Raw genomic sequence first — 22,561 nt, forward strand, 5'->3', positions numbered from 1 at the left:
CGTAAACGCATAAACGGAAATGACACCCACAGAAAATTTCAAGGCGCTGGGCCTCGTACTTCCCCCGCCGCCCACACCGCTGGGAGTATATAAGCCACTGCTGATAGACGGAAAACATGTATATGTATCAGGGCATGGAACAGTGAAGGAAGACAGAAGCCTGATCATCGGCCGCATCGGGCAGGACCTGAGTATGGAAGAAGGTAAGCTGGCTGCGCAGCAGGTAGGGCTGGCCATTCTCGCCACCCTGATTGATAACCTCGGCAGCCTCGATAAAATTAAACGGGTAATTAAAGTGCTGGGCATGGTGAACTGTGTACCCGAATTTGAACGGCATCCGTATGTAATTAACGGATGCAGCGAGCTGTTTGCAAAAGTATGGGGTCCTGACAATGGCGTGGGCGTACGCAGTGCCGTTGGTTTCGGTTCACTGCCCGATAATATCCCCGTAGAAATAGAAGCCTTATTTGAATTACACGTTTAATAAAAGAAAACATGGACTGGTATCAACTGAAGAATATCGGGCAGATAGATTCTCCCGCGGCAGTAGTTTATAAAGACAGGATAGAGGCTAATGTCAGCCTGTTAAAGACAATGATCGATGACATACAACGGTTACGCCCACACGTAAAAACGAATAAAATGCTGGAGGTGACACAGCTGTTACTGAAGGCAGGAATACAACGTTTTAAATGCGCTACCATTGCAGAAGCAGAAATGCTGGGTATCGCCGGTGCAAAAGATGTGCTGCTGGCCTATCAGCCGGTAGGGCCCAAGATCACCCGCCTGCTGGAACTGACACAGAAATATCCGGATACGGTTTTCTCCTGCCTGGTAGACAGCAAGGCATCAGCAGATGCTATCCATGCTGTATTTAGCACCCAGCGCAGGATCGCTGTATATATTGATCTGAATGTAGGCATGAACCGCACAGGTATCCGCCCGGATGCCGCCGCGCTGGAACTGTATCGCTACCTGCATACCTTACCCGGACTGATCCCGCAGGGGCTGCACGCATACGACGGGCACCTGCATGATACGGACATGGATATACGAAAAAAACGTTGCGATGAAGCATATGCACCGGTAGCAGCGTTGCAGCAGCAGATAACAGACAGTGGCCTGCCGCAGCCGGTCATCGTTGCCGGTGGCTCGCCTACCTTTCCCATTCATGCCGCCAGAGAACATATCCAATGCAGTCCGGGTACCTTTGTATTCTGGGACTGGGGATATGCACGCAATCTGCCGGAACAGCCCTTTCAATGGGCAGCACTCGTTGTTACCAGGGTGGTATCTGTTATTGATGAACAGCTGCTTTGCCTGGACCTCGGGCATAAATCTGTTGCAGCAGAAAACCCGCAGCCACGCGTACATTTCCTGAATGCGCCGGAAGCGCAACCTGTTTCGCAAAGCGAAGAACACCTGGTGCTGAAAGTGGGAGATACGACTGCATATCCCGTGGGTACTGTGTTCTATGGGGTGCCATTGCATATTTGTCCGACCATAGCCCTGTACGAAAAAGCGTACGTGGCGGCAGCCAATGAGGTTACCGGCAACTGGAAAGTAATAGCAAGAGACAGGCAGATTATTGTGTAGGAATAACCGGTTGTTCCGACCGCCCGTCTGACCGCAGTGAAATATGATAACTTGATAAAAGATTAATCTGTTATGCCGGTCATTTCCCAGCCTTTCTTTCATCCGGTTGACATCCGTCCTGTTCACTTTGATCAGGATCACCGCCTTATGTTTGGTGGTAAAGGCGCCTGGCAGGTGTATCGCCACGCTGATGTACAAAGGATCTTCATGGACTATGAAACATTCAGCAATGCTTTTCTGCCGAGGCGGGATGATTACATTATCGGTAGCAATTTCAATCAGCTGGACCCTCCGCTGCATGGTCTGTTCCGCGCATTGATTGCGCCTCCTTTCAGCCGCAGTGCCGTAGCTAAACAGGAAGAGCATATCCGTGCCCTATGTATATCTCTCCTGGAAGAAAATATACAGCACCATGAAATGGAGTTTGTGCGCGACTTTGCCCTGCCATTGTCTGCCGGCGTTATCGGCAGCATACTGGGTATTCCGTCCAGCGCACTGCCGAAAGTAAACTACTGGGCAAAAACTATTGTTAATGCCGGTTACGTGGAAGGCGGCCCTGAAACCGCCGCCAAAGCGCAGGAAGAGATGACCGCATTCTTCACCCATATGATGGCGCTGCGTAAACAACAGCCGGAAGATGACCTGATTACCAAACTATCCTTAGCAAAAATAGGAGACGAAGAAGTGCTGCTGTCAGTGAAGATAGCCACCTGTATGACAATTCTTATCGGTGGCTATGAAACAACGGCTTCACTGCTGACCAATGCCGTACAGATATTTATTGAGTATCCGGAATTACAGGAAATACTGATGTATAATCCGGAACTGATTCCCCGGGCTATCTGGGAAGTACTGCGGCTGCGGCCTTCGCCGGTGAGTATGTACCGCAGGGCCAGGCATGATGTGTACCTGGATGGCCAGCTGATTCGTAAAGACGACCTGCTGAACGGATGGATAGCCGCCGCGAACCGCGACCCGGAAGTATTTCCGGATCCGCATAATTTTGATTTATACAGAAATCATCTCCGGGGAAATGTACTCTCTTTCGGATATGGCCTTCATTACTGCGTAGGAGATACACTGGCCAGAACGGAAGTCCGTATTGCGCTGGAGGAAATTTTACGGAGGATGAGACATATCCACCTGCAACCCGGCGTATTGCTGCAACCTTCGGAGAGTGGAATTGCAGTAGGATTTCAGCAACTGCCTATCGCTTTCAACACCTGGCATGCCATAGAAAAAGGCCGCACCTGCTGATGCAGCGCGGCCTTTTAAAATTATAATATCATCATCAGTCTTCTACTGTATTCAACACCTTCAGATTTTTTATTTCTCCTGCAAAGCTGTTGGTTTTATCACCGATGTATGCCAGCGGAAAAACTAATGTCTGTACTTTAGCAATTTTATCCTTCGTGTTGGAGAAGGCAATGGTAGCGCCTTCCAGTCTTTCTGCCAGTTTGCCGTTTACGTACAGGCTGGTGCCTTTATTATTACCTGTTATTTTAATGGTTGTCCAAACGTTAACGGGTACACGATAATTAAAATAGTAATGATAGCCTTCCCTGGTGAATCCCAGTTTGCCCGTTTCCTGCTGCAGCAAGGTTACAGCAGCATCCGGTGAGGAGAAGATGACGGCATTGGGTTTGTTGCCAGCTGCCGGTTTGATCTCAAACTGTACGGTATAATTATACCCGATTTCCGTAAGCGGTGTTTGTACAAAGCTGCGCCCGCCTTTTAACAGCAGGGTTTTATCCGGTGTCAGCAAAGCCTGGTGCATCTCCTGCATGTTTCTGTTATTGCCGCTGTTATCTGCTGCAGAAGCAAAATCATAGGCGAGTACTTCGGTGGTTTTACCGGTAACTTTCGCGCGCATATTCAGACCCGGACCTTCGCCCAGTTGCAGGGCAACGGGCCGGAAGGTATTGTAGCTGCTCCTTTCAGTATGGCCGTTCCACATTTTTTCCGCCAGCACCTGCATGGCGGGGAAGACGCGGTCATGTACATCGCGGGCGGTAATACCGTTGCCGGGATGGTCGTTCCAGACAGCAAATGCACCGCCTTTAATCTGCGGATGCCCCATCGGAAAAGTTACATCTCCGATCATGTTGGGTTCCCATTTATTATACAGTCGTTGTACGTCGAGGTAATCGTAGTAGTAACCGGCGGCGGGTACAATATAGAGCCATCCGTCCGGTGTGCTGATAAGATCATATCCCTGCCGGATCATATCGCGCGGTGCGGCATAACCATTGTACCAGGCATTCATGGTTACACCGTCGGATTTTACAGGCGTATTGCCCCGGGCATGCGTGAGAGATCCCCACATTCTTACCTTTTTGCCGAAGCTCTCCACAAAACGTATGTAATGGTCTGTAAACGCCCTGAATTTCTCGGCTTCCTTCTTGGCGTATTCATCTGTGCCGATATGCACTTCAGCGCCTTTAAACACCGGTTCCGGCCCTTGCAGGTATTCCCGGAATACGTTATCTATCATCCGGTAGGAAGCGCTGTCAAGGTTCAGGTGGTCCCGGCCGTAGGTAAGACTGGCTGTCTGCGGCTCTACCCTGGTGAAGGCGAGGGAGTGTGCAGGCACATCTATCTCCGGAATAATATTCACGGCAAAGCTGTCTGCCAGCGCCTGCAGGGCTATAAATTCCCGCTTGCTGTACGCCCCGTCTTTCGCGGTCAGACCCGGATAGGTGGTGTTCTCCAATCTGAATGCAGCGTAGGTACTGTCCCAGTTGTCGCCGAAGAATTTGGCGAAGCCATTGTCATTGAGATGAATATGGAAATCGTTCATCTTGTAGTAAGACATGAACTTCACATAATGCCGGAGGAAGTCTATGCTGAAAAATTTTCTGCCTGCATCCAGTACAAAGCTGCGCACGGCATATTTGGGATAGTCCCGCGTAATACCCTGCGGAATATGACGGTGCTGCGCATCCTGTTCCAATATCTGCAGGATGGTTCTGGTTGCCCAGAAAGCGCCTTTATGATGAGGGGCCTGAATGGTGATACGGTCGGTAATCTGCATCAGGTAACCTTCTTCGCCGACAGATGTATCAGGGGAAGATAAGGTAAAATAGATATCGCCTTTGCCCGGCTTCCCTTTCCTGACCTGATAGCGTGTGCCGCCGGTGAGTAGCTGCAGGTCCTGCTGAAAGGCGGTTACGCCCGGTAATAACGCTGCCGCATATACGGGGTCAATTACCAGCGATGTTCCGGCTGCCAGCTGATAGCTGCCTTTACCGCCATACCATTCCCGTAATGCAGGGATAACGCCCGGAGCAGTATTACCACTGCCCGATTCATATTTGCCGGGTACGGTAACAGTCAGATTAGGAACATCCAGTGTAGCGCTGTCTTTCAGCCGCTGTAATACAAAGTACAGTTTTACAACGGACGATACCAGCGGCGTATGAATATTCCCATTGGCATCAATAACCGGCAGCCTGTCTGTACCCCGTAACAGCAGCCGGTAGCCTTCCGGAGCCGCCGGCATAGTAATGGCGCGCATATCTCCGGTGATAGCCGCCTTGTAAGTTACAGCCGCGGCCGCCTGTGCAAATACAGCAGAATCAGGCAGCTGCTGCGCTGCAGCAGACATAGCAGTAAGCAGCCCGCAGAAAAATAGAGCAGTTGTGTATTTCATGTGTTCACTTTTTGAATAATTATGAATTACGAATGATGAATGATGAGTTAAAGCGGAGATTAAAGCGATTGATAAAATGTAATCATTCGCTTTAATCTCCGCTTCTACATTCGTAATTCGCAATTCGTAATTCGCAATTAAAGATAACGTATTACCACGGTACGTTTTGCGTAAGCTGTTTGTTCTTTTCCAGTTCTGTTTTAGGAATGGGTAACAGATAATAATCTTCTGTAAATACTCTGGGAGAAGAAGCGCCGAGATCGGCTTCTATCACTTCGTATTTGTAGGCGCCGTTAACCAGGGTGATCTGCATGCCGTGGAAGGTTTTGTTGTTTAATACTTTCACGGCAGTACGCCAGCGGCGAAGGTCCCAGTAGCGGTGGTTTTCGAAGGCCAGTTCTATTTTCCGTTCATGCATGATGGCTTCACTCATGGCAGTGGTGTTCATGCCTGCCTGTAAAGCGGGCATCTGTGCACGTGCGCGGATAAGGTCCACGTATTTTTTTGCGGTAGCAGGATCGTTCAGGTTGTTGGTGGCTTCCGCGTAGTTCAGGAAGATTTCACCCAGACGGAATTCTACCCAGCTTTGCGTGCTGTTCCAGATTTTTTCCAGTGGCAATGTTTCATCCAGGTATTTACGGATGTAGTAACCTGTTTTTGTGTTGTCATTGGTGGTATTGCGGCCAACGATACCATCGGTGCCACCTACTCGTGTTTCGATGGTGCGGCCTTTCCAGCGTGCACCTTCATACAGGATGGTGGCATAGAACCTGGGATCGCGGCCCTTGTACGGCTGCTGTGCATCATAGCCGGAAGCCGGATCTGTAATGGCTTTGCCGGTAGCCTGCATTTCGTAGGCATCTGTCATTTCCTGTGTTGGCTGCGTTAAACTCGTATAGTCGCCGGGGTTATCATAATAGGGAACGTTCATGGCGTCATAATTATGTACCCTGCTGGGGTCGAGGTATTGAATTTCAAAGATGCTTTCAGTGGATGCACGCTGTTTGGTGCTGAAAATATCGCTGTAGTTATTCACCAGTGCATAACCACCTTTTTCGATGATTTCCAGTGATGCTTTGGCTGCATCGTTCCAGCGGCGTGCATAGAGCATAGCCCTGCTTTTCAGCGCGAGTGCCGTCCACCTGTTAGCCAGCCCGGCGCGGGCGGTGGCAGGCAGTAAGGCTGCTGCTGCATCCAGTTCTGTGGAAATGAAATTATACACGGTAGTGGTATCATCGCGTTTTACCATCAGGTCGTCTGTCAGTGTTTGCGGCGTCGTAATTAATGGTACGCCGCCATAACGTTTCACCAGTTCGAAGTAATAAAATGCCCGCAGGAATTTTACCTGTCCGGTTAAATTCTTTTTATCTTCTTCCGGCATGTTATTTACTTTTTCTATCTGCTGAAAGAAAACATTTGTTTTACGGATATTTTTATAGGCACTGCTCCAGATGTCGAGCGGCGCATTGCTGGAAGTGTATTTGCCGTTAATCTGCAGGATGTTGGCTCCCAGCCAGGCATAGCTGCCGCGGGCTTCGTCGGTAATGCAGGACAGGTTGGCGGTGCCATCTGTGGTTACATCAAATCCGATAGGCAGGTTGGCGTAGATGTCGGCTACATATAATTGCACAAGCCTGGGATCTTTCCATACGGTTTCATCAGAAAGACTATTTACCGGCGACTGGTCAATTTTGCTGCAGGCACTCCAGGCAAGCAGGCAGGTAATAATAACCGGAATATATATGGAGATTTTTTTCATCATTTTTCTGTTTACGGAGAGAGATTATAAAGTCAGATTCACACCGAAATTCACACTGCGCTGCTGCGGATAATAACCGCGCGTTTCAGAAGGTACTTCAGGATCCAGTCCTTTCAGCTTTGAAATGGTGAGCAGGTTAGCCGCAGCTACGTATAGGCGTAACTGTTGCACCTTGTATTTTTTCAGCATGGAAGCGGGCAGTGAGTAACCGATATTCAGGCTGCGCAGTTTAATGTAACTGGCATCGCGCAGCCAGAAGGATGACTGTTTCAGGTTATTGGCGTTACCACCTGCCACCGGCCGCGGGAAGGCAGCATCACGGTTCTCCGGTGTCCAGTAATCCATCATGTAGGTCATGGGATTGGATACGTTGAAGAATGGATACGCCAGTTCATTGGCCAGATAGGTGTTGAAATTGGCAGCTCCCTGCCATAACATGCTGATGTCAAAATTTTTCCAGGAGGCGCCGAGGTTAAGTCCGTATACAATTTCAGGAACCTTGCTGCGGCCAATGATAGTGCGGTCATCATCGTTGATAATCCCATCACCGTTAATATCTGCATACCTGATATCGCCTGGTTTAGGATTGAAATTGTATTGCTTAGGTGCATACTTAATTTCTTCTTCATCCTGGAAAATTCCTATGGCCACCAGTCCGGAATATTGGTCAAACGGCCGTCCTGTCTGCCTTAAAGGTGCCTGCACATTCGCAGGTTCGTCCATATAAATCACTTTGTTGCGCGCGTAGGTGAAGGTGCCTTTTGCATTAAAATCAACCTGTCCGAATCTGTTCTCATGGCCCAGTTCCAGTTCGAAGCCCTGGTTATCCACAATACCTACGTTCTGGTAGGGCAATGTTTCACCGAAGGTACCGGGTACAGAAGCCGTACGCGGGCGCAAAATTTTGCTGGTACGTTTGTAGAAGTAGCCTGCATCGATGGTAAGCATTCGGTTCCAGAGGGAGGCTTCAAAGCCGAAGTCTGTAGTGGTAGCCACTTCCCAGCCGATGTCGCTGTTAGGATAACCGGAAGAGAAAATACCGTTATAAGGTTTTCCGTCGATGATGTAAACAGAAGTAGTGCCATTGCCTGTACCGGCGTAATAGGTAGGCAGGTACTGGAATGCACGTACACTATCATTTCCCAGCTGGCCGTAGGATGCTTTAAACTTCAGGTAATTAACAGCGCGTACGTTGTCTTTGAAGAAATTTTCTTCAGAGATTACCCATCCTGCAGATACACCAGGGAAGAAGCCCCACCGTTTGTCACTCGCGAAGCTAAGAGAGCCATCATACCTGAAAGTGGCGGTGAGCAGGTATTTGTGGCTGTAGGCGTAGTTGAAACGGCCTGCTACCCCTGCACGGGTATAGATATCTGCGGTACCATCGTTTTTAAGTCCGTTACCACTGCCGGCAAAGAGTTCCGGAATAAGCGGACTGTCAAACTGTTCACGGTAGGCATTCATTTTATCCATCCGGTAATTGTAGGTTTCATATAGCAGGGTACCGTCAACATCATGTTTGCCAAAGGAGCGGATATAATTCACGATAGCCTGTGTTGTAATACCAGCCTGCTGTTCGGAGTTCTGTGTCAGGTTAATACTACCGGCGCGGGTAATTTTATCATATGTTTTGGACGAAGCATTGTAGCTGTAGTAGGAGTAAGGAATAGCGAACTGTTTTTCGTACTGCATCCTTTTGTCATATGCCGCCACACCCTTTAATGACAGGCCCTTTACGCCGGGAACATCATATTTCAGGGAGAAGTTGCTCTGGAAGGTATTCCAGTCCTGTTTGCGGTTGCCGCTTTCGGTGGCGTCCAGGAGCGGGCTGCGGCCGCCGGTGGTGCCGGCAGGCAGGCCGTTGGGATAATAGTCAGCATCCAGTGGCACCGCGCGGATAATGGAGTTGAAAATAGTGGTGGCATTTACACCGGGGCCAGTTCTGCGTTCCAGGCGGGCCGCCAGGTCAACGGATGCCACGAGATGTTTGCCAATATTCGCGTCCACGTTGGAGCGGATGTTATATCGTTTGTAGTTGGTGGATTTATAGAGAGAATTCTGATCCAGGTAGCCGATGGAAATGTAATAGCGGGCTTTATCGCTGCCGCCTCTTACGCTGAGGTCATGCTGTGTCTGCATGGCGGTGTTGTTCATGGTACTTTTCCACCAGTCGGTATTGGCAAGGCCACGGAGCGGATCGGGATTGTTACGTACAGTGTTGATATCGTCTTCAGAATACCTGGGCGCCTGTCCGTTGGATTTCAGACCGTCGTTGTACATCTGCATGTATTGCAGGCTGTTCAGCTGTTTAGGAATACGGGTGGGCTGCTGGAAACCCACATAACCGTTGTAGGAGATGGTAGGAATGCCGGTGCTGCCGCGTTTGGTAGTGATGAGCATAACACCGTTGGCTGCACGCGAACCATAGATGGCAGCAGAGGATGCATCTTTCAGTATGCTGATGGTTTCAATATCGGCAGGGTTCAGCTCCGCGAAGGAGCGCTGGATACCATCCACAATAACGAGCATGCCGCTGTAGCCGAAGGTACTTTTACCACGGATACTCAGCGATGCGCCGTCGTTGCCCGGTTCACCGGAGTTCTGGCGGGCAATGAGGCCCGGAGCTCGGCCAATGAGGCTGTTAGAGAGGTTGGCAACGGGCATGGCGCGGACGTCCTTACCGCTGACAGTAGCCACAGAGCCGGTCAGACTCGCTTTCTTCTGCACGCCGTAACCTACCACAATCACTTCGCTCAATCCTTTGGTATCATCTGCCAGCACAGCTTCTATGACAGTGCGGTTGTTAACCGGCATGGTCAGCTGCTGGTAACCGATATAGGTAAATATCAGGTTGGCAGCGCCAGGTGCTTCCAGCTTGAATTCCCCGCGTTCGTTGGTAATAGTGCCTTTCCCGGTTTTATCCACTTTGATGCTTACGCCAGGCAGGGGAGTACCGTTTTTATCAGTTACCTTACCCTGGATGATAACATCCTGGATGACCATATGCTCCGGTGCAATCACAATCAGGTCATTTTTCAGCAGCGTGAAATGCAGGCCGGTATTGGCCAGCGCAGTTGTCAGTACATCTTCCACAGCGGCGTCATTTACCTGCAGGGATACTGTAAGATCAGGAGCTATGGCATTATCATTATATACAAACCGGCAATTGGATTTTTTCTCCACCAGTTTCAGAAATTTCATCAGCTTCACTTCCGATACATTAACGGTAATGCGGGAGCGCTGTGAGTAGGCGGTGGCCGATACCTGTAAACAGGTGATCAGCGTAAGAAAGAACGATAATTTCATAAGAAGAATCGCTTTAAGGATCATGAAGGGATACGACGCTCCTTCATGAAAAAAACTCCTTGATTTTTTCATACATTTAGGAAACTTTTGGTCAATAAAAAAGTGACAGGCTCCTGTTCTCAAACCGGGAATCCTGCAACTGTTGATCAGAGCTAAGGGAAATGTGACAGCATTTCCCTTTTTAATTGTTGTTCACTGTGGATACAATCAGGTCATAAGTGGATTTTACTTAGTGATAAAAATGTCATGTTGGTTTATCTGATAATGAAAAGGTGCTGAGAGCTGCAGTGCTGTCAGCGTCTGGTCAATTGTTTCCTGTTCAAAGATGGCTGTGAACAGCAGGTTTTTAAGAGAGGCATCCTGTATATGAATACGTACACCATACCAGCGTTCCATCTTCGCAGCTATTTCTTCAAAAGTTTCGTGATTGAATACGAGTTTATTATCCCGCCAGAGGATGTCATTATAGGTACTATCATTGTTCACAGTGTTGGTTTTTATCTGATAGCTGCCTGTGTTGGCTGATTTAAGTACAATTTTTTCGTTGGGCCGTAACCGTAGTTTCTGCTGGTTGTTTTTCAGCGTAATTTCCACTGCGCCGGTAACCAGCAACGTTTCGCTGGAAATATCTTCCGTATATGCCTTTACGTTAAAAGACGTGCCGAGTACGCGGATATCCATCCTGGAAGTATGTATGACAAAGGGTTTGGCGGCATTCTGTGCTACATCGAAAAATGCTTCCCCTTCCAGTGAAACGGTACGGTTATCATTCGGATAGCAGGTGAGCCGGCTTTTTCTGTTGAGCCAGATGCGGGTGCCATCCGGCAACTGTTGCTGAACAATGGCAGAACCGGCCTGGATGATGTTGGCGGCCGGCTGGTAGCGGAGCCATACCAGCAGTGAGCAGCCTCCTATGAGGAGTACTGCAGCGGCGGCCCTGAACCAGGTACGGAGATAAACAGGCTTACGGCGAACGCGTGCGGCATCCAGCACCGTTTCCCAGCCCTGTGCCTTCAACGCGGCAGCAGCGGGTGTTCCCGGCTGCGCATGCGGCTGCTGGCCGGATACATCCAGTTGTTCATACCATTGCCTGATCCATTGAAGTTCTGATTCGGTGCATTCATGGCGGCTGTATTTTTCCAGCAGCGCCAGCAGCTGATCGTTGTTGATATTCCCGTTTTCCATAACTCAGTTATTAAAGAGTCGGTTTATGGAAACGGATATACCGGTTTGGGAGAAATTATTTTTTTCGGGAGAAGGAATAGGTGTTCGCCAGCCGCTCCCGGATACGCCGGAGGGCAATGCTGATCTGGTTTCTGACGGTTTGTTCAGACATGGAGAGGTGAGTGGCGATGGCCGCCGCGCTCATTCCTTTGTCCCGGCTCAGTACAAATACCTGTTGCATCCGGGAAGGCATGGCGGTAACTTCGCCGGCAATCAGGGTTTCCAGTTCACGGAACTGTATAGTTTCTGTTACCCCGAAATGAATATCGGATGCGGTTTCCAGGAACTGGCGGTAGTAATTGATGCGTACGGCTTTTGCGCGGTAGTAGTCAATGATTTTATAGTCCAGCGCTGTAAGGAGATAGTTGCTCAGCGTTGACTGGAGCTGAATGGTGTGGCGGTTTTTCCATAGATAGATAAAGATTTCCTGGAGTATGTCAGCAATATCATCAGTGGCGCTTATCTTCCGGAAAGCACGGCTGTAAAGCATATCCCAATGTCGCTCATAAAGCACGCGGAAAGCGTCTTCCCTGTTCTCCTGCAATGCCTGCATCAACGCCTTATCTGACAAATGCTCCAATTAATAATCTTTTCACGCAAACATAGCAAAGATATGCGGCTTTCCTACTCAATAATATAATTGTGAGAGCACATTGGTTTCATCAAAGGCTTTAGGTTTCAAGGCCAGGAATTCTGTATACTGCGTGAGTGTCAGCAGGGGCTTGAGCCGGGTATGCAGTCCGTTCTGCATACTGTTTAATTTGGTATGATAAGCCTTTTCATTGCTCAGCTGCAATGGTCTGATATTGTTTTTCTGCTGCAGGTAACCCGTCACAATAGTGAGCATTCTGGGCTTTTGCCTGTCGGTAAGAAAAAGCGATTTGTCGAGTTTACTGACGATAGAGGCGGCGGTGCCTTCTATATTGATAGTGGGGGCCTGGCTTCTGGCAATATATGCAAAGCAGCAGAGCGCTGCCAGCAACAATGTGATCAGTTTTTTCATACGCAGATGCGATTTATTACGGCTATCTAAATATACTAAATAGCCGTAATAAAATTACGTTTACTGCATGATGAGCTTTACATACCGGAAATAGTTCTGTTCTTCTCCGGCCATCGTATGGTATTCCGCGATAAGGGTATTGTTGTTAATCCATTGTACTCTTTCCAGTCCCCATTTCTCCAGGTTTACTTCTGCCACTTCCTTGAGGTGGCCGTTATTGATTTCATACAGCTGAAAACCGTTGGAATTAAAGCCTGCCATCAGGTCACAGCTGGAGCAGATGAAGTATTTTTTGTCAGGAGAGATAACAGGAGGTGTCCACAGGAAGATGCTGTCGCCGGTTTTGATATCAGTCAGCTGATAGGCATCAGCCTCATAGAAGGTGAGGTCCAGGCCTTTTTTACCGATGACTGCCAGGTCGCTCACATATTTATAGCGTACATAATCATCTCCGTCATCCAGTGTATTATTCACGCGTACAGTTTCACGCCCGTTTTCCAGGCGGATGAACAGGCTGTCGCCCTTTCTCCTGACGGCAGGATCTTTTTTCAGGGCAATGGTTTCGCTGCTGTCCGGAACAGTGTAGGGATATTTATCGAATTCAGATTTTTCGATGTAGTACAGCAGGAATTTTTTATCGCCGGCTTTTACAGAGTCAAAGGGTTTGCCAGCCGGAATATCCGGTTTAGCGTAAATATCCTGTTCAGGAACAATCGTATCTGTTACCAGCAGCGAATCTGCCATTCCGCCTTTCTGCCGGGACGATTCGCAGCCCCAGATCAGCAGGGATGATAGAACAAGTAGCAATATAGGTTTCCTCATAGCGTACAGTTTTTTAGGAATACAAATGTAATCAAACTTGTATATATCTATTGCGGCAGCCGGTCGCCGTCCTGTTTGCTGAGTGTGAAGAAGTAGAGATAACCGGTAATAAAGCCGCTGCAGAAGCCGGCGAGATGTGCAGCATTATCGATGCCTTCCGCGAAAAGCGCTACAATAAAATTCAGTATAACGAACATGCTGACATAAATCAGAAAACCGTAGCGGGCAGAAGGCCGGAAGAGGGGAGTGGTGAGCAGTGCCAGGAATACGCCGTAAATGCCAAAAACAGCACCGGAAGCGCCTACACCTACAGTAGTTCTGTGATACCAGATACTGACAAAATCCGCGATGATACCCGTCAGGATATACGCTGCTGCAAACCGGAAGCTGCGTATGACAGGCTCCAGGAACATGCCGGCAATCAGCAGCCCCAGCATATTGGTGAATAGATGCCAGAGTCCTGCATGCAGAAACATGCTGGTCAGCAGCCGCCAGTATTGCCCCTGCATGGTCATGGGCCAGTAGTTGGCGCCCCAGTGCAGTAGCTTTTCGCCGTTGCCCTGCCATATATCCATACCCATTAGTACGGTGAGCAGATATACGATTACATTCACCGCGATGAGCAGGAGCGTGACGGGCATCGTCTTCATACGGGTAAGTGTATCCATATATCAAAAGTTACGGATAATTCCCGAAGTGCCGTGCGGCTACTGGTACTGATAGTCGATAATGAGCTGAGAGTCGCCGCTCAGGCGGGTAAATCCTTCTGTATGAAAATGCACCCAGGCGCTCTGCGGGTAGCCGTTCCAGTTATAGGTATAATCGAACTGCAGGGTAGTCTGGCGCTGGCATTCCATGGAAGTATTGGAATATGCTGTTTTCTCTTTTTCCTCCATTTTGATGAGGGTAGGATTGTTGGTACTGATTGGCAGCAGCAGGCTGGCGAAATCGGGAACAGGCCTGGTCTGTGCCGGTAACGGTATACAACCGCTGAGCAGCAGCTGGTTTACGAGCGGCCGCAAGGGATTGTAGTTCTGATCCCATTCATGTTGTGTATTACGTACAAGCAGGTTGCCTTCTTTCTTTTCTTCCGGCAGGGAATCACTGCAGATATTTTTCCAGTCAGGATTGCCGTTATCATTTTCCCATTTGACAGCCTGTGTGGAGTCGGAATATTTCAGGGCTGCAGGCAACCCGTGTTTCCAGGTGATGGTGGCGGTTCTGATAAGCTGCTGCGCCGGATCGAAGTACGCAATCTCACGGATATTACCATCTTTATCCCAGGCGTTTACGCGTGCATGTTGCTGTACCTGCCGGGAATTATTGTGCTGGCGGACAGCAGTCATACTGCAAAGGCGGTTGGAACTGTCATATGTAAAAGTAGTATTGTTGGTGTCATTGAACTGGTGATACTTAACCAGTTCTACCAGGTGGCCTTCCTGGTCATACCGGAAAGTATACTGCGGGATAGAATCGCCTTTAATGCCAATAGACGACAGCCGTAATATGGTACGGTATTTATTCTTGTTAGAACTGCATGCTGTGATAAGCACAGGAATCAACAGACAATAAAGGTATTTTTTCATACAGGATGTATTCTGGTATGAAAATACTAATAAGATTTGAGTTTTTGAGCAGTAGAATGGCTGAGGTGCCGGAAGGAGGAGAGGATATGATTACGCATATTGTTATTGGAATGGAGAATAATGGAGCAATGGATAAGCATGTCTCCGGTATCAATAGTTTCATCGTGTTTTTCAAGATCAGCTACTTGCAACTGCCGGTACCAGTGCTGAAATATTCTCATTCTGCCGGTGCCCTTGCTATCTGCACTATCACAAACGAAGAACAAAATCTTATCCTGATGGGTTTCTAAATACTGAATAATAAGGTGGATAATGGTATACCTTACCTTAATATCAAAATAGTTTTGGTCATGACTGCTCAGGCGGTCAAATCCAAAAGTCAGTACTTCTCCGGCAAATTCGGGATAGTCATAGAAGTAATTCTGACCATCACCAAAATACACGGAATATACAACGCTAAAATCCGTTGTAAATTGATAAACGCCCGTCTTGAGTTCTGTGAGTTTATAAGGGTTGAACAAACTTAATGCCTTTAGATTTTAATTCAGATAAATCACGACCGTTCGTAATGTAATCATGAATCAATTTCTTATCCTCAATCATCTTTTTTAAGATATTGACAATCTTAGGATCAGGCTTTGATATGTTTTTTGTTGTTTTCATTTCAGATACATTACAAATATATCCTAAAATTACCTATTCTGATATCCCCGCTTGTTAATTACTTCTTAACGCACAAAAAAAATCCCGGACTGCATAACAGCCCGGGAAATTCTTTATTCCAACAACGTTGGAAATATTATTCAGATACTACTTCGAACTCCATTTCGGTTTCGTTGCCTTTACCGAAATCCAGGCGTGCTTTGTAAGTACCTAATTCTTTTACATCATCAATGATGTGGATACGGCGACGGTCAATTTCGTAACCTTTCTGCTCTTTAATTGCACGGGCAATCTGAACACCGGTAACGCTACCGAAGATTTTACCGGAAGTACCGGTTTTAGCGCCGATCTTAACAGGAGATGCTTTCAGCACTTCCACTACTTTCGCAATTTCAGCCAGCAGTTTCTCTTCTTTCACTTTCTGCACTTTCAGGCGCTCCTGCAGTTGCTTCATGTTGGAAGGGCTAGCCTCTACCGCAAACTTCTGAGGAATCAGGAAGTTTCTGGCGTAACCATTTTTTACGTTAACCAGTTCATTCTTCTGACCCAGGTTATCTACGTCTTGTATTAAGATAATTTGCATAACTTCTTACTTTAAAAGGTCAGTAACATAAGGCAATAAAGCCATTTGACGAGCTTTCTTAATAGCCTGGGCTACTTTACGCTGAAATTTCAGGGAGTTACCTGTAATACGACGTGGTAACATTTTACCCTGGTCGTTCAAAAATTTCTTTAAAAACTCACCGTCTTTGTAATCTACGTACTTGATGCCCATTTTCTTGAAACGGCAGTATTTCTTCTGACGTTTCTCGGTTTTTACGGCTGTTAAGTACTTGATTTCCTGTTTTTTTGGTTTAACTGCCATAATTTTTAAGCTTCAGTGGTTTTAGATTCAGCATTTACACCATGTCTCTTGCGACCGTTATACTCAACAGCGTATTTGTCGAGCGCAGTGATCATGTGGCGTAATACATTTTCATCACGGTTAAGCTGGATTTTCAGCTTCTCATTGAGGTCGGATGGCGCAGTGTACTCCAGAACAACATACATTCCTGTAGTTTTTTTCCGGATAGGATACGCCAGTGATCTTAATCCCCAGGGATTTTCGTGCGTAATTTCTCCGCCGTTATCTTTAATGATATCAGCGAATTTTTTCTGAGCCGCTTTGTAATCGTCTTCAGAAAGCACAGGGGTAAAGATCACCATCAATTCGTAGTTCATAATTCCCTGTTTTAAAAGTTTGATAAAAAAAATTGGATCGCAAAGATACAGAACTATTCACAATTTCCGCTCTCCCGCCACCCCCAAAACAGCAAATATCTTGACTTTTCTGTGCTTTTATGTATAATGTGCTGTAAATGATTCGATTATATAATGATATTCCAGCAAAAAAAAGCCCTTCCGGTATACCGGAAGGGCCTGTCTGAATACTTGTTTGATCATTACTGACTTACCACAATCTTACTCACCTGCACCTGCTCCCCGGATTGTACCCGCAGGAAGTAAATACCAGATGGTAAGTGATTGATATCCAATGTACGGTAATTTCTGCCCTTGTTCAGCTCCGTTCTGCCCTGGTAACGGATACGCCCCTGTAAATCTATCAGCTGCACGCTGGCAGGGCCATTCTTAGACCAGTCTATCCAATACTGCAGCTGGTGGCCCAGAATGGACCATAACAACTTCAGCCACAGATCCCTGTCTGTTAAAAAGACAGTTTTCACCACACTATACCTGGTACTGCCATCCAGTCCGTTCAGCCGCAGCCGGTATTGCACAAAGCCCGGCCATGGATTGTTGTCATAGGCCAGGTAACTGCTCGCTGCCGCCGTACTGCCTTTCGCCGCAATCGTATCTATCGGGTCAAATGTGCGGAAATTACGGGAACGCTCTATCACAAAGCTGCCACTGTTAATCTCATACGGTGTATTCCAGGTAAACTGCACCTTGCTGCCATCAGGTTTGGCATCAAAACCCGATAATGGCTGCGGATTAGCCAGTACCAGCAGGCTATACCGGCTCAATACCGGATAGTGATCGGTAGTAGTGCTGCTGTAACTGCTGACCCACTGCTGCACCTGCGTCAAAATCCGCGCAGAACCGGGAATGTAGGCTACACCTGTTTCATTGGAAGAAACGACGTTATCTATCACAGAAGAGAAACTTACGGTAGACCGCTGCCCGGCCAGACTTAACGGCAGCGTAAGCGGTTTGTAGTTAACCGTATCTGCCACTATATCTATATAGGAAGTAGTCGTATCCGGCGCCCTTTCCGTTGTAATGGTCTTGGAAAGATCGTCATTGAAATCTCCCGCTATAAGCAGATTACTATATGGATATTGTGCATCCAGCGTATCTTTCAGCTCTTTCACTCCATTCTTCCGTCTATTCCAGCCTTCCAGTTTTTCGGCCCTGGTACCCGTATTGGCTTTGGCATGCAGCAGCACAAAGTTAATACGCGCGGAGTCGTTCCCCAGCCTGGCGGTAGCTTCCATCAGATAAGGGAAACGGCCTGAAGACCAGTTATAATACGCAGTATTACTGCCGCCCTGTCTCAATACACCATATGTACGGATCTTACGGATCACCGATGTTTTATACAAAAATGCCAGCTTCTGCGCAGCGGCATAATCCACATCTTTAATACTGTCCGCATAAGAACCGAAATCCGATATAACATAGCTGTAGCCCGGCAGCTGACTGGCAACCGCCCGGAAGCGCGCTGTATCCACCACTTCGGCGAGCGCATAAATATCTGCATCCAGCCTTTGCAGGATCGTTGTTACATTGGCCTGCTGCAAACTGTCATTGGCAGGATTCTGCACAGGACTGCCAAACCACTCAATATTCCAGTTCACCACTTTCAGGGAACGCAGCGAGGTGCCCGACAGGGTAATATGATTATCCGTAAAGCCCGGCGCACTGAAGGTTAACACGCCGCTGTAAGCCTGATTGGCAACACCCGGCGCAAATTTTACCCATACCTGTTGCGGACCGGCATTAATAACTGCCAGCGGAATAGTCAACTGACTGCTGAAACTGCTGCTGTCACTGGATACCAGGAAGCCCGACGGTGCGCTGACCTGCAGGTTGCCGGTGAAATCATTGCCCCAGAAGCTGACGGCCAGCGGTGCGGATTGCTGACCAGCTTTTACATAATCGAAATCAAGTGCAGCCGGACTGCTGTTCATCGTAGGCGCAGGTACCGCACTGGTATCTCTGATACCGAAATCGTCAATTGTCCAGCGGGCGGCCTGCAATGACGGAGAAGAAGTATATACAAATGCAATATATACGTTGGATTGCCGGAAGTTATACAGGCTGATGCCGTCGGATAATGTCCATACATCACTGCCTGCTGCCGGGAAACGGCCGTTCACCGTATGCCAGGTAGCCAGCCGGGGATCGCCGCTGCCGCTGTAATCTGTAGATACGCGCAAACTGAGCGATGGACCGTTAAAGGCTGTGCGGCTGCTGAAATGCAGTAACGGCACCTGGAAGCCGCTGAAATCAAAAACCGGTGAAATCAGCCAGTCTTCATTCTCTATGGCGCTTCCGCTGAAACCATTGATCTGCACACCATTGCTGCTATTCTGGCCAAAAGTGGTACAGGCCCATACCTGCGCACCGCTGACACTGTATTGACGGAAACCGCCTGTGAGCGTACTACTGCCCGACGGCGTACAGGCGTTGAAGTTATAATTCAGCTCCTGGCTGCCGGTACTGAACTGCCATTGCGCACTATCTGCTATCCCCGCAAAACCGTTGCCGGACAAATCCTTCACCAGCCCGCTGTCCAGCAGGAGATAATAACTTTTATTGGGCAGCAACACCTTGTTCAGGGTCAGTATATTATTGCTGACAGTAACTGCCGGATGATGAATGGCAAATGTGTCAGTTGTGCCGGCATTGATGTTATGCAGATAAATATTACCGCTGCCCGCCTGGATATTTTCTGTGAAGAAGGCGCTGATCTGGGTTACAGGAGATACGCCGGTGGCAGCATTGGCCGGGATCAGGCTGCTGATGGCCGGAGGCGTGAAGTCGCCTCCCGATCCGCTGATCTGAATGTTGTCGATGGCAAACGAAGGCCGGGAACCCGCCCCGCCGATCTGCCGGTTCACCCATCTCAGCTGTACCAGCGGCTGATTATTACATGCTGCCGGCAACACAATGGATATGTTTGCCAGGTTCTGCGGCAAGGTAATACCAGAGCCGGTTTGCAAAGAAGTATTATTCTGATAGGCTGTTCCGCTGATATTGGTGAAGCTACCGGTATTGCCTATACGATATTGCAACCCGGCCTCATTAATACGGGTATTGGCGCTGCCATCGTAAGGATTCCTGAGTGTCATCACGTCAAAACTGACCGTAATATTTACCTGCCCGCCGGCATTAACCGCCAGCACCAGGCTGTTATCCACGCTGCCGCTGTTCAGAAAACCCAGCTTACCACTGTAATTGTAAACGCCGTTGGCGGTGGAAGAAGCACTCCCATTGGCGCTGAGTGGCTTGTCGGCTGACGCAGCAGAGATGTTGAAATTCCCTGACGGCGAACCCGGCAGCGTCCAGCCTTGCCAGCCATCGGGGTAAACCGTTGCGGATGCAGGCAATGCGTCAAAATTCTGGGTGTAAGGTAAAGACTGCGCCGCAGGATCACTCTGGGCCGTAACCATCGTCCGGCTCAGGATACCCAGCAATAAAAGATAATAGCGTAAAGGTTTAACCATAGATAAGATTTAGAGATTAGGGTGGGGTACAATTATTTATTATCTGCTATACTAAATCTACTAAATTGAAGCGGTTCCCGGAGCGTTTAATATGATTTAAATGTTAATTTGTTGAGATTATTAATATTAGAAATAAAATAAATGTTATTGGGTCTGTCTGCGCAGATTTTTTATATGTGAATTTTCAGCATGTTAAAAAGGTTGTCATCTTGTCAGCCGGTACCCGGCTGGCACATACTTTGAAAAAAGTGTTTTGAAAAAAATCAGATAACCGATGCAAAAAGGCGCAATACGTGTTCAGACAGAGAACATTTTCCCCATCATCAAAAAATTTCTGTATTCAGACCATGAAATCTTTATCCGCGAACTGGTAAGTAACGCGGTAGACGCCACCCAGAAGCTGAAAACCCTCGCCAGCGTAGGTGAATTTAAAGGTGACATTGGCAACATTGACATTGAAGTTAAACTCGACAAAGAGAAAAAAACAATTACCATAGCTGACCACGGCATTGGTATGACTGCTGAAGAAGTAGATAAATACATTAACCAGGTGGCGTTTTCCGGCGCAGAAGAATTTCTGAAGAAATACAAAGGACAGGAAAGCGGTACCAATATTATCGGACATTTCGGTCTGGGCTTCTACTCATCTTTCATGGTGAGCAGTAAAGTGGAAATCTTTACCAAATCCTGGAAAGATGCCCCGGCTGTTCGCTGGGAATGCGACGGCAGCCCGGAATACGAGCTGGAAGAAACCACCAAGGAAGAAAGAGGTACCGAAATAGTGATGCACATCAACGAAGAAAGTGAAGAATTCCTCGATGAAAGCCGTATCCGTGCTATCCTTACCAAATTCTGTAAATTCCTGCCCGTTCCGGTAAAATTTGAAGGTGTACAGATCAACAATACCTCGCCGGCCTGGACTAAAAAACCAAGTGAACTCACTACGGAAGATTATCAGAACTTCTACAAGGAATTATATCCTTTCGCAGAAGCACCTTTGTTCTGGATCCACCTCAACGTGGATTATCCGTTCAACCTCACCGGTATCCTGTACTTCCCGAAAATTACCAAGAGCTACGAAATCCAGAAAGATAAAATTAATCTTTACTCCAACCAGGTATATGTTACGGATGAAGTAAAAGATATTGTTCCTGAATTCCTGATGCTGCTGCATGGTGTGATAGACAGTCCGGATATCCCGCTGAACGTAAGCCGTAGCTACCTCCAGGGCGATCCGAACGTAAAGAAAATCAACGCGCACATCACTAAAAAAGTGGCGGACAAACTGGATGAAATGTTCCGCAACGACCGCAAAGGATTTGAAGAGAAATGGGATTCCATCGGACTGTTTGTGAAGTATGGCATGATGACAGACGACAAGTTCATGGACAAGGCCAACAAATTCCTGCTGCTGGAAAACGTGGAAGGCGGCACCTTCTATACACAGGAAGAATACCGTACGGCTGCCGCTGCCCTGCAAACCAACAAGGAAGGCAAGCTGGTGGTACTGTATGCTACCAACCCGGTACAACAGGACAGCTACGTACAGGCTGCGAAAAACAAAGGCTATATCGTAGTGAAAATGGAAACACTGGTAGATGCGGCCTTCATCAACAACATCGAATCCAAATGGGAGAATGTTCAGTTCACCCGCGTAGATGCAGATATCGCTGACCACCTGATCGATAAGGATGAAAACGGAACTACTGTTTTGTCTGAAGAACAGGAAGGCGCCCTGAAAGATATCTTCACCGCACAGATTACACAGCCTAACATCAAAGTGGAACTGAAAGGCCTGAGCGGAGAATCACAGCCGGTAATCGTTACACGCCCCGAATTCATGCGCCGTATGAAAGATATGGCTTCCATGGGCGGTGGCGGCATGAACTGGTACGCTTCCATGCCGGATGAAATCAATATGACCGTAAACGCTAACCACCCTGTTTACCTGAATATCCTGGAAGAAAAAGATAATGAGCTGCAACAGAAACAGATCAGAAATCTGGCAGACCTCGCGTTGTTGTCCCAGAACCTGCTGACAGGTGCAGACCTTACTGCATTCGTGAACAGGAGCGTAGAACTGCTGACAAACGGAAAGAAATAGTATAGCTATAAAATAAAATATATTTATTCCCGTTTTTAATTTTCTTTGCAGATGGAAAATCTGCCCTGTATCAGCAAAACAGGGGAAAAATATTCTTGAACTGGTCCTCCGGCGTT

General features: G+C 47.9%; 19 protein-coding genes. 4 read left to right on the forward strand and 15 right to left on the reverse strand.

What is annotated here, in order from left to right; translation table 11 throughout:
* Positions 1 to 19 precede the first annotated feature (19 nt).
* The 3 genes from GWG06_RS03775 (at position 20) to GWG06_RS03785 (ending at position 2,853) form a co-directional block, all read left to right on the forward strand.
* A complete protein-coding gene (locus tag GWG06_RS03775) occupies positions 20 to 484 on the forward strand; it encodes a RidA family protein (protein WP_127040679.1) in 465 nt (154 codons plus the stop codon).
* A gap of 11 nt (positions 485 to 495) precedes the next feature.
* Positions 496 to 1,596, forward strand: coding sequence for a D-TA family PLP-dependent enzyme (locus GWG06_RS03780; RefSeq protein WP_160711455.1), 1,101 nt, complete (start codon positions 496 to 498; stop codon positions 1,594 to 1,596).
* Between the two features lie 72 nt (positions 1,597 to 1,668).
* Complete coding sequence (locus GWG06_RS03785; protein ID WP_160711457.1) at positions 1,669 to 2,853, forward strand: cytochrome P450; 1,185 nt, start codon at positions 1,669 to 1,671, stop codon at positions 2,851 to 2,853.
* Positions 2,854 to 2,887: 34 nt separating this feature from the next.
* Here GWG06_RS03785 and GWG06_RS03790 read toward each other — a convergent pair whose 3' ends face one another.
* The 15 genes from GWG06_RS03790 to GWG06_RS03855 all read right to left on the reverse strand — a co-directional run bounded on the left by GWG06_RS03790 (position 2,888) and on the right by GWG06_RS03855 (position 20,341).
* Positions 2,888 to 5,248, reverse strand: coding sequence for a family 20 glycosylhydrolase (locus tag GWG06_RS03790; protein WP_202182939.1), 2,361 nt, complete (start codon positions 5,246 to 5,248; stop codon positions 2,888 to 2,890).
* A 151-nt stretch (positions 5,249 to 5,399) separates the two neighbouring features.
* The gene (locus tag GWG06_RS03795; protein WP_160711459.1) at positions 5,400 to 7,007 is read right to left on the reverse strand and encodes a RagB/SusD family nutrient uptake outer membrane protein; all 1,608 of its coding nucleotides are present in this window, start codon (positions 7,005 to 7,007) and stop codon (positions 5,400 to 5,402) included.
* A gap of 24 nt (positions 7,008 to 7,031) precedes the next feature.
* Positions 7,032 to 10,313 (reverse strand): TonB-dependent receptor, encoded by a 3,282-nt coding sequence (locus GWG06_RS03800; protein WP_160711461.1) that lies wholly within the window; start codon positions 10,311 to 10,313, stop codon positions 7,032 to 7,034.
* Between the two features lie 225 nt (positions 10,314 to 10,538).
* Complete coding sequence (locus GWG06_RS03805) at positions 10,539 to 11,498, reverse strand: FecR family protein (protein ID WP_160711463.1); 960 nt, start codon at positions 11,496 to 11,498, stop codon at positions 10,539 to 10,541.
* Positions 11,499 to 11,553: 55 nt separating this feature from the next.
* Entirely contained in the window at positions 11,554 to 12,117 is a 564-nt protein-coding gene (locus tag GWG06_RS03810) for an RNA polymerase sigma factor (RefSeq protein ID WP_160711465.1), read from the reverse strand.
* A 48-nt stretch (positions 12,118 to 12,165) separates the two neighbouring features.
* On the reverse strand, positions 12,166 to 12,540 hold the full coding sequence (locus GWG06_RS03815; RefSeq protein ID WP_127040701.1) for a hypothetical protein: 375 nt from the start codon (positions 12,538 to 12,540) through the stop codon (positions 12,166 to 12,168).
* Between the two features lie 60 nt (positions 12,541 to 12,600).
* Complete coding sequence (locus tag GWG06_RS03820) at positions 12,601 to 13,362, reverse strand: hypothetical protein (protein ID WP_160711467.1); 762 nt, start codon at positions 13,360 to 13,362, stop codon at positions 12,601 to 12,603.
* A gap of 47 nt (positions 13,363 to 13,409) precedes the next feature.
* Positions 13,410 to 14,030 carry a rhomboid family intramembrane serine protease gene (locus tag GWG06_RS03825; RefSeq protein WP_160711469.1) on the reverse strand — a complete coding sequence of 207 codons (621 nt, stop codon included), beginning with the start codon at positions 14,028 to 14,030 and terminating at the stop codon, positions 13,410 to 13,412.
* A 39-nt stretch (positions 14,031 to 14,069) separates the two neighbouring features.
* Positions 14,070 to 14,948, reverse strand: coding sequence for a hypothetical protein (locus tag GWG06_RS03830; RefSeq protein WP_160711471.1), 879 nt, complete (start codon positions 14,946 to 14,948; stop codon positions 14,070 to 14,072).
* Between the two features lie 26 nt (positions 14,949 to 14,974).
* Entirely contained in the window at positions 14,975 to 15,469 is a 495-nt protein-coding gene (locus GWG06_RS03835; RefSeq protein ID WP_127040713.1) for a DUF6169 family protein, read from the reverse strand.
* Positions 15,453 to 15,611 (reverse strand): hypothetical protein, encoded by a 159-nt coding sequence (locus tag GWG06_RS30525; protein WP_235938122.1) that lies wholly within the window; start codon positions 15,609 to 15,611, stop codon positions 15,453 to 15,455. The genes GWG06_RS03835 and GWG06_RS30525 overlap by 17 nt, the downstream gene beginning before the upstream one ends.
* A gap of 136 nt (positions 15,612 to 15,747) precedes the next feature.
* Positions 15,748 to 16,194, reverse strand: coding sequence for a 50S ribosomal protein L9 (rplI, locus tag GWG06_RS03840; protein ID WP_127040716.1), 447 nt, complete (start codon positions 16,192 to 16,194; stop codon positions 15,748 to 15,750).
* Between the two features lie 6 nt (positions 16,195 to 16,200).
* Complete coding sequence (rpsR, locus tag GWG06_RS03845; protein WP_127040719.1) at positions 16,201 to 16,476, reverse strand: 30S ribosomal protein S18; 276 nt, start codon at positions 16,474 to 16,476, stop codon at positions 16,201 to 16,203.
* A gap of 5 nt (positions 16,477 to 16,481) precedes the next feature.
* Positions 16,482 to 16,832, reverse strand: coding sequence for a 30S ribosomal protein S6 (gene rpsF, locus GWG06_RS03850; protein ID WP_235938124.1), 351 nt, complete (start codon positions 16,830 to 16,832; stop codon positions 16,482 to 16,484).
* A gap of 221 nt (positions 16,833 to 17,053) precedes the next feature.
* Positions 17,054 to 20,341 (reverse strand): Ig-like domain-containing protein, encoded by a 3,288-nt coding sequence (locus GWG06_RS03855; protein ID WP_160711473.1) that lies wholly within the window; start codon positions 20,339 to 20,341, stop codon positions 17,054 to 17,056.
* A 274-nt stretch (positions 20,342 to 20,615) separates the two neighbouring features.
* On the opposite strand from GWG06_RS03855, the gene htpG reads away from it, so the two are divergent.
* Positions 20,616 to 22,445, forward strand: coding sequence for a molecular chaperone HtpG (gene htpG / locus GWG06_RS03860; RefSeq protein ID WP_127044329.1), 1,830 nt, complete (start codon positions 20,616 to 20,618; stop codon positions 22,443 to 22,445).
* Positions 22,446 to 22,561: the final 116 nt, after the last annotated feature.

This window comes from Chitinophaga solisilvae (genome assembly GCF_009928525.1).
Classification (GTDB): domain Bacteria; phylum Bacteroidota; class Bacteroidia; order Chitinophagales; family Chitinophagaceae; genus Chitinophaga; species Chitinophaga solisilvae.

Coding starts and splice junctions, on each gene's coding strand:
- GWG06_RS03775 (WP_127040679.1), top strand. CDS start 20: ATGACACCCACAGAAAATTTCAAGGCGCTGGGCCTCGTACTTCCCCCG.
- GWG06_RS03780 (WP_160711455.1), top strand. CDS start 496: ATGGACTGGTATCAACTGAAGAATATCGGGCAGATAGATTCTCCCGCG.
- GWG06_RS03785 (WP_160711457.1), top strand. CDS start 1,669: ATGCCGGTCATTTCCCAGCCTTTCTTTCATCCGGTTGACATCCGTCCT.
- GWG06_RS03790 (WP_202182939.1), bottom strand. CDS start 5,248: ATGAAATACACAACTGCTCTATTTTTCTGCGGGCTGCTTACTGCTATG.
- GWG06_RS03795 (WP_160711459.1), bottom strand. CDS start 7,007: ATGAAAAAAATCTCCATATATATTCCGGTTATTATTACCTGCCTGCTT.
- GWG06_RS03800 (WP_160711461.1), bottom strand. CDS start 10,313: ATGAAATTATCGTTCTTTCTTACGCTGATCACCTGTTTACAGGTATCG.
- GWG06_RS03805 (WP_160711463.1), bottom strand. CDS start 11,498: ATGGAAAACGGGAATATCAACAACGATCAGCTGCTGGCGCTGCTGGAA.
- GWG06_RS03815 (WP_127040701.1), bottom strand. CDS start 12,540: ATGAAAAAACTGATCACATTGTTGCTGGCAGCGCTCTGCTGCTTTGCA.
- GWG06_RS03820 (WP_160711467.1), bottom strand. CDS start 13,362: ATGAGGAAACCTATATTGCTACTTGTTCTATCATCCCTGCTGATCTGG.
- GWG06_RS03825 (WP_160711469.1), bottom strand. CDS start 14,030: ATGGATACACTTACCCGTATGAAGACGATGCCCGTCACGCTCCTGCTC.
- GWG06_RS03830 (WP_160711471.1), bottom strand. CDS start 14,948: ATGAAAAAATACCTTTATTGTCTGTTGATTCCTGTGCTTATCACAGCA.
- GWG06_RS30525 (WP_235938122.1), bottom strand. CDS start 15,611: ATGAAAACAACAAAAAACATATCAAAGCCTGATCCTAAGATTGTCAAT.
- rplI (WP_127040716.1), bottom strand. CDS start 16,194: ATGCAAATTATCTTAATACAAGACGTAGATAACCTGGGTCAGAAGAAT.
- rpsR (WP_127040719.1), bottom strand. CDS start 16,476: ATGGCAGTTAAACCAAAAAAACAGGAAATCAAGTACTTAACAGCCGTA.
- rpsF (WP_235938124.1), bottom strand. CDS start 16,832: ATGAACTACGAATTGATGGTGATCTTTACCCCTGTGCTTTCTGAAGAC.
- GWG06_RS03855 (WP_160711473.1), bottom strand. CDS start 20,341: ATGGTTAAACCTTTACGCTATTATCTTTTATTGCTGGGTATCCTGAGC.
- htpG (WP_127044329.1), top strand. CDS start 20,616: ATGCAAAAAGGCGCAATACGTGTTCAGACAGAGAACATTTTCCCCATC.